The sequence below is a fragment of the Thiocapsa sp. genome (assembly GCF_035467215.1).
GTDB lineage: Bacteria > Pseudomonadota > Gammaproteobacteria > Chromatiales > Chromatiaceae > Thiocapsa.
In genome coordinates, this window is record NZ_DATITZ010000295.1 from 1 (window position 1) to 4,942 (window position 4,942).

The 4,942-nt window shown below is 67.4% G+C and carries 7 protein-coding genes; 6 read left to right on the forward strand and 1 reads right to left on the reverse strand.

What is annotated here, in order from left to right; genetic code table 11:
- Nucleotides 1-1,800: hypothetical protein (locus VLR48_RS16435; protein WP_325292824.1), on the reverse strand; the 1,800-nt coding region annotated here is incomplete at its 3' end.
- Nucleotides 1,801-2,003: 203 nt separating this feature from the next.
- Between VLR48_RS16435 and VLR48_RS16440 the strand changes: the two genes are divergently transcribed.
- Genes VLR48_RS16440 through mbhE form a run of 6 tightly spaced genes read left to right on the forward strand, consistent with a single transcriptional unit; the run spans nt 2,004 to nt 4,866 of the window.
- On the forward strand, nt 2,004-2,744 hold the full coding sequence (locus VLR48_RS16440) for a hypothetical protein (protein WP_325292825.1): 741 nt from the start codon (nt 2,004-2,006) through the stop codon (nt 2,742-2,744).
- Complete coding sequence (locus VLR48_RS16445) at nt 2,744-3,265, forward strand: Na+/H+ antiporter subunit E (RefSeq protein WP_325292826.1); 522 nt, start codon at nt 2,744-2,746, stop codon at nt 3,263-3,265. Before VLR48_RS16440 ends, VLR48_RS16445 begins: the two co-directional genes overlap by 1 nt.
- On the forward strand, nt 3,262-3,543 hold the full coding sequence (locus VLR48_RS16450) for a monovalent cation/H+ antiporter complex subunit F (protein ID WP_325292827.1): 282 nt from the start codon (nt 3,262-3,264) through the stop codon (nt 3,541-3,543). The genes VLR48_RS16445 and VLR48_RS16450 overlap by 4 nt, the downstream gene beginning before the upstream one ends.
- Nucleotides 3,530-3,835: a monovalent cation/H(+) antiporter subunit G gene (mnhG, locus tag VLR48_RS16455; protein ID WP_325292828.1), complete on the forward strand. Its 306-nt coding sequence runs from the start codon at nt 3,530-3,532 to the stop codon at nt 3,833-3,835. The genes VLR48_RS16450 and mnhG overlap by 14 nt, the downstream gene beginning before the upstream one ends.
- On the forward strand, nt 3,826-4,161 hold the full coding sequence (locus VLR48_RS16460) for a DUF4040 domain-containing protein (protein ID WP_325292829.1): 336 nt from the start codon (nt 3,826-3,828) through the stop codon (nt 4,159-4,161). Before mnhG ends, VLR48_RS16460 begins: the two co-directional genes overlap by 10 nt.
- 36 nt (nt 4,162-4,197) lie before the next feature.
- Nucleotides 4,198-4,866, forward strand: coding sequence for a hydrogen gas-evolving membrane-bound hydrogenase subunit E (gene mbhE, locus VLR48_RS16465; protein WP_325292830.1), 669 nt, complete (start codon nt 4,198-4,200; stop codon nt 4,864-4,866).
- Nucleotides 4,867-4,942: the final 76 nt, after the last annotated feature.

Here is a 4,942-nt window from a genome sequence, read left to right on the forward strand (position 1 = left end):
GGCGCCCGGAATACCGCAGGCGCTGGCCTCCAGCAGCAGGATCAGGCGTGCGGCCAGCCCATTGCCGAGCCCCTCGGCCAGGGCCAGCAGACGTGCCTCGCCCTGCGGATCGAACGCGAGCAGTTCGGCCAGGCCGCGCACCAGCTCCAGGCGTTCGCGCGTGCGCTCGGTGCGACTCCAGTCCTCGGCCAGGGCCAGCGCACGCATCGCCAAATCCGGCCGTTGATCCGTCAGGTTCTTCCGCGCGTGGGCGAGATGCGCCTCCACCAGCCGCTCGCGCACCCCGCTATTGATCGGATCAACCGCCAGGATCTCGGTGGCGATGGTCGCAGCCTTCTTGAAGGCCCCGCTCGCGATGGCGGTATCCATGGCCGCGCTCAGAATCGCTTTGTCGGTCGGCCAGCGCTCTTGGGCGCGCTTGAGAATGTTGCGGGCGTTCTTGAGCGCCTTGCCTCCCCGCAGGTAGTAGGCGATCAGGCTCAGATAGGTGGCGCGGTCGTCGGGGTCGTGCTCGAGGCTGGTTTCCAGGTCGGCCGCAATGGTCCCCGGCAAGGAGTCCGGGTCGAAATCCGGCTCCATCCGCTGGAGGATCTTAAAGACTGTTTCAGGACGACGCAGCGCGAGAGCGATGCGCAACGCGGCATCGCTGCCCGGCTCGACGCGGGGGTCGGCGGCATCCGTCATGAGGTCCGCGTAATCCTGCCAGTAGCTGGCGACGGTCCAGGGATCCGCGCCCCCCTCGCTCTCCCAGGCATCCAGCAGGTATCCGTCGATCTTGCGCAGGGGTTTGCCGCCAACCTCGATCCACCATTTCGCGCCGGTCTGCGGTTTCGGCAGAAGCAGACGCAGTCCACGCTCGTGAACCCAGGTTTCGCCGAGCACGCGACGATGCCGAAACATCAGACGCAGTAGCTCTTTGGGCTGCGGGGAGTTGCCGAGCGTCTGCAGCTCGTTCCAGAGGACCGCGCGCTCGGCGGGCCAGCCGCGCAGTGAGAAGACCAGATCGCGTGTCGCCGGGCCGGCATCGCGGAGCTTGGGTGCCAGCTCGGTCTCCGAGAGCAACGCCAGGCGTGCGGCATCGCGCAACCGAGCGAAGCCCGAGTCGTCCTCGACGCGGTCCAGGAGCTTGGCCGCCTCGTTGCGCGCCTCATCGGTCCAGTCGCCGCGATGATCGCGCGCGGCGGGGTCGAGACGACTCAATGCCTTGAGGATCTGGACCAGATCGCGGTAGGGCGAGCGGAACGGGATCGCCTTCAGTGCCTGGGCAAGCGCCTGATCGTTGCCGACACAATAGGCGTCGAGCGCCTCCTCGGCGACGGTCGCTTGGACACGGACGGGGTCGTCGGCGGGCAGTGCCTCGGCAATCCCGGCGGTGCCGGCGAGCATCTGGGCTGCCAAGTGGCCGAGCAATAAGGCTTTGGACTCGGGATCGGCCTTCAAGGAGGCGTCGCCCAGCATCGGCATGACCTGAGCGACACGTCCCAGACGGAGCAGACAGACCGCATGCTCCGCATGTACCGGGAGCACCCCCAGCGCGGCGCGGTTCTCCCACATGACCAGCGCCTCCTTGTGCATCCCTTTGGCGCCGAGCTGGCCCGCGCGTCCCTCGTAGGCATCGGCAAGCCCGGTCCGGAGTCCTTCCCTGTCCTCACCCGACGGGGCCTGCTTGAGCAAATCCTTGAAGCCCGCCATCGCCTCGCGAAAGCGCCCGGCATCGAGGTCCGCACGCGCCGACTCGGGCGTGACCGGACAGGCCTGCTGACGGGCCTTGACGGAAGGTCGCTTTTGCTTCTTTGCCATATTGAAATCGAATCAGGGGGTAGAACGGAGGGGGTCGCCGGTCGCGCAGTATACATCGGCTGCCGGCGAGCTTCAGCTTCGAACGGGCGGCGCACGTGTCGATCCTGCGAACGCACGAAGGCGCGGCCAAATAGCGGAAGATTGCGAGACGGCCGACCCGCTCAAGGTGTGCATGCTGCGCTCCGGAGGTTATCCTTCGAACCATGCGGATATTTAGCCCCCTGACCAAACTCATCGTGATCCTGGCAGTCTGTCCGTCTTTCGTCGCCGCCGAGGGTCTCTGGAACGGGATCAAGGCCGGGGCCGGAAACGCCTTCGAACGTGGCCGCTCACTCTCGCTCGACGCACTCGCGACCGGCGCCGACCTGGCCGCCAAGGGCATGGATCGGACCCGGCGCGCGACCGAGGATGCCTCCGCCTTCCTGCTCCGCGAGGGAACGCCCGAGGAGCAGCGGGCCTTTGTCGATGGCTTGGCGTTCGGCACGCTCGATCGCCTCTTCTCGACCGACCCGGAGATCCACGCGCTTTTCGATCGCAGCTTCGGCTGGGCGGTCTTTACCGTCCGTCAGATCGCGGTCGGCGCGACGGCGGGTTACGGCTACGGCCTGGCCATGCGGCGTGACGAGACCGATCGGATCTATATGAAGATGGCCACCGGCGGGGTCGGATTCAGCTACGGCATGGGCGGTTTTGCCTCCGAACTGGTCATCCTCTTCGAGGACGAAGCGGCCTTCTCGCGGTTCGTCGAGCTGGGATTCGAGGTCTCCGCCGAGGCGCGGGGCTCGGTCTCGGGCGAAGGTGGCGATGTGACAAAGCCGTTCAGCCGCGGCGTCTCCGTCTATCGCGTGACCGAGTCCGGCATGCGCCTGGAGGCGACCCTGTTCGGGACGCGCTTCTGGCCGGACGAGGCGCTCAACGCACCCGATCCGGTCGGAAATGACTGATGCGACTGCAAGGACAGCTGCCGATTGCGCGAACCGCGGCGCTGCGTCTGGCGCTCTTCTCGCTGCTGTGGTGGATCTTAACCGAGGGCCAATCCGGCGCCTGGCCGCTCGGCAGTCTCTTCGTCGTGCTGGCCACTGCAATGAGCCTCGCACTGTCGCGTCCGGTGCCCTGGTCCGCAATCGGATTTGCCCGCTTCGTGCCCTTCTTCCTCTGGTGGTCGCTGCGTGGCGGGGTCGATGTTGCCTGGCGCGCCTGCGCGCCGAGCCTCCCCATCGCGCCCGGCATGCTGACCTATCGGCTACGTCTTCCGCCCGGTCGGGCGCGTGTCTTCATGACGGCCGTCATCAGCCTTTTGCCGGGAACCTTGAGCGCGGAGATCGTTCGGAATGACCTCGTCATCCACATTCTGGATCAGCGCGCCTCAAGCGAAGCGGATTTGGCGCTCCTGGAGACCAAGGTCGCCGCGCTCTTTCGGATTCGGCTGAGCGCGCGGCCGAGCACCCACGCCGAGACACCATGACCCTGTTGTATCTCGTACTTGCGCTCGTCTTGATCCTCACCCTGGCCGCCGGACTTTGGCGCATCCTGCGCGGACCCACGCCGGCGGATCGCATGCTCGCGGCCCAGTTGTTCGGCACCACGGCCGTCGCGGTCCTGCTGCTGCTTGCGGAGGCATCCGGTCATCCGGCGGTGCGCGATGTGGCCCTGGTGTTCGCGCTGCTGGCCGCAGTCACCATGGTCGCCTTCGTGCGCCGCAGTTGGAGCGGCGAGGGGGAGGACGGCCATGTCGATCCCTGATAGCGTCGATATCGTCTCGGCCGGCCTGCTGATCCTCGGCGGTGTCTTCTTTCTCGCCGGGACAGTGGGGCTGCTGCGCTTCCCGGATGTCTACACCCGTCTGCATGCCCTGACCAAGGCCGACAACCTGGGGCTCGGACTGGTCGTGGCCGGGCTTGCGGTGCAGGCCGACTCATGGGCGGGGGTGGGCAAGTTGGCGCTGATTTGGCTCCTGGTCTTGGTTGCCTCCGCCTTTGCCTGCCATCTGGTCGCACGTGCGGCGCTGCGCCGCGGGATCCGGCCATGGACCTGATCGGCACCATGGAACTGATCGCACCGGTCGCCTGGGCCATCGATGGCCTTCTCGCACTTCTGCTCCTTTGGCTTGCGGCACGGGCCCTGTCGAGCCCGCGGTTGCTGGAGGCCGTGGTCCTCTTCATCGGCTTCGGTCTGACCCTGGCGCTGGTCTGGATCCGGCTCGACGCCCCAGACATCGCATTGGCAGAAGCGGCAATCGGTGCGGGCTTGACCGGCGCCTTGCTGCTCGCAGCACTCGCCCGGCTGCCCGTGTCGATGCGAGCCGAGTCGGGCCAAACAGAAAAGACGCCATCGAAGGAACGCCGAGATGCCGAGACATGACCGCCCGCGCCGATGCGGCGTTCTGACGTGACACCGATGGGGTTGGCCTCACGCGCCGGGCATCTGCTCCTCATCGCGCTCCTGGCCGTGATCTTCGGCGGACTCGCACTCGCCGTCCTCTCGCTCCCGTCCGACGCGCCGGGACTCTCCGCGCAGGTCGAGGCGGCAATGGCCGACACCGGGGTGACACATCCGGTCACGGCCGTACTGCTCGACTTCCGCGGCTACGACACCCTGCTCGAGATAGTCGTCTTGCTGTTGGCGCTGGCCGGTGTCTGGTCCTTGGCCGAGGGCTCTCCCCTCGCCGATCGGCGGCCCGGCACCATGCTGGACCGGCTAAGCCGACTCTATGCGCCGCTGATGCTCATGGTGGCCGGCTATCTCCTGTGGGCCGGGAGTGCATCCTCCGGCGGGGCCTTCCAGGCCGGTGCGGTGCTCGGTGCGGCCGGCGTGGTGTTGACCCTCACGGGCTGGCGGTTGCCGGTCGCCTTGGCGGGGTGGCCGCTGCGGCTGATCCTGGTGGCGGGCGTGGCGGTCTTCATCCTTGCGGGCCTGGTCTCGTTCTTCTTCGGCGCGGTTTGGCTGGACTATCCGCTCGACTGGGCCGGCGCGGTCATCCTGCTGATCGAGGCGACCGCCAGTCTCTCCATCGGGGCGACCCTGGCGGCGCTCTTTCTCGGCGGACGCCCGGAGGAGCAGCCGTGACACCTGCGGTCCTCTACGCACTGACGGGGCTCGGGCTCTTCGTGCTCGGTCTCCATGCCTTGATCGTGCATGCCCA